1 protein-coding gene is annotated in these 1,591 nt (G+C 50.5%); it reads left to right on the forward strand.

All coding sequences use genetic code 11. The annotated features are described in order from the left end of the window. Positions 1-689: 689 nt before the first annotated feature. Positions 690-1,007, forward strand: coding sequence for a hypothetical protein (locus tag DW56_RS19490; protein WP_023224510.1), 318 nt, complete (start codon positions 690-692; stop codon positions 1,005-1,007). Positions 1,008-1,591: the final 584 nt, after the last annotated feature.

Consider the following 1,591-nt stretch of genomic DNA (forward strand, 5'->3'; position numbering starts at 1 on the left):
TAAAGATACCAGGCGTTTCCCCCTGGTGGCTCCCTCGTGCGCTCTCCTGTTCCTGCCTTTCGGTTTACCGGTGTCATTCCGCTGTTATGGCCGCGGTTTCTCATTCCACGCCTGACACTCGGTTCCGGGAAGGCAGTTCGCTCCAAGCTGGACTGTATGCACGAACCCCCCGTTCAGTCCGACTACCACGCTCTTTCCGGTAACTATCAACTTGAGTCCAACCCGAAAAGGCACGACAAATCGCCATTGGCAGTAGCCACTGGTAAACAGGATGTGCGAGAGATGTTGTGAGAGTTCTTGAAGTGGTGCCATTACTACGGCTACACTGGAAGGACAGATTTGGTGACACGTCTCGCACAAGACTGTTACCACGGTTCAGAAACTTGCCGGTTTACTGAACCTTCGAAAAACCACCTCCCCAGGTGGTTTTTTCGTTTTCAGAGCAAGAGATTACGCGTAGAAAAAAAGGAACTCAAGAAGATCCTTTCTATGCTCAACCACCGCATGGCCCATAGCCGCGCTGGCCGTTGCCGGTCAGCTCCAGAATCCTCGACCAATATGGAACCTTGCCCCTCCCAAAATTCAACTAAAAAACCCTCATTTCCTGCCGATAAAATGGGTATCTCTTAACTATGCCTAAATGATAAAATGGGTATTTCTTAACTATGCCTAAATAAATAAGGATAATTTTGAAAAAAATATTCATCCTATCGGCAGCGCTGATCATGGCAGGATGCGCAACAAAGCAATATCCACAGGCCGCGAACGTCACCGGTCCAGAATCTTCCGCAATGGATTGCAAAGCGGTAGCTCTGGAAATCGCCAAAACGCGCAGTGTACAACAAGAAATTGAGGCAACCGGCGAATTTGACGGGCGCACCGTATTAGGTTTCCTGGGTGATTTTGGGATAGGAAATGGCATGGCAAAAGGCGAAGCCCGCAAAAAAGCAGCTAACCGGCTAAATCAGCTGGAAGCCCTGAAGGCTGCAAAGTGTGCAGATCAATAAGGTACAAAAAAGCCCTGCGGGGCTTTTTTTGTACCTGCCAATCAGCTGGATTTACCATAACATCCGTTGCCCGCACCGCTGAAACGGGGTTGGCTGCGTTTCCGGTGCCAGACGCGAGAAAGTGGCGACAGACATGACGAAAAAACACCGAAAACGCAGCCGCTGGATATTACACTGATGCATAGTCATGCAGCCAGATGCATGGCGCGTAAAGTCACACTAAAATCAGCGCGAACGCCTTAAAAACCGGCAAATGCCTCTCCGGCAACTCACACAGCTCCATCACCAGGTAAAAACAGTTCAGCAGGGCTTCAATAACGTTGAGAATTTTCATCACTTCCTCCGGGATAAGTCACTACCATTCCGGTAGTCAGCCTATTTAGCAGGAACGCGATGAGCCCTTCTTCGTGCGGGCTGTCACCTCATCTTCGGACCATCGAAACTCTTCTGCTTCTGTCGGAGCGTCAGCTCCAGCTCGTTCTGACGCTGATACTCCAGTACAGCCTTCTCCTCGATGGCATTCAGTTCCCGGACAAGCGGCGCAGCTGCTCGCTTAAACTCAGCACCTGCGTGCTCAAGTCCGA

This window comes from Franconibacter helveticus LMG 23732, from assembly GCF_000463115.2.
GTDB classification, from domain to species: domain Bacteria; phylum Pseudomonadota; class Gammaproteobacteria; order Enterobacterales; family Enterobacteriaceae; genus Franconibacter; species Franconibacter helveticus.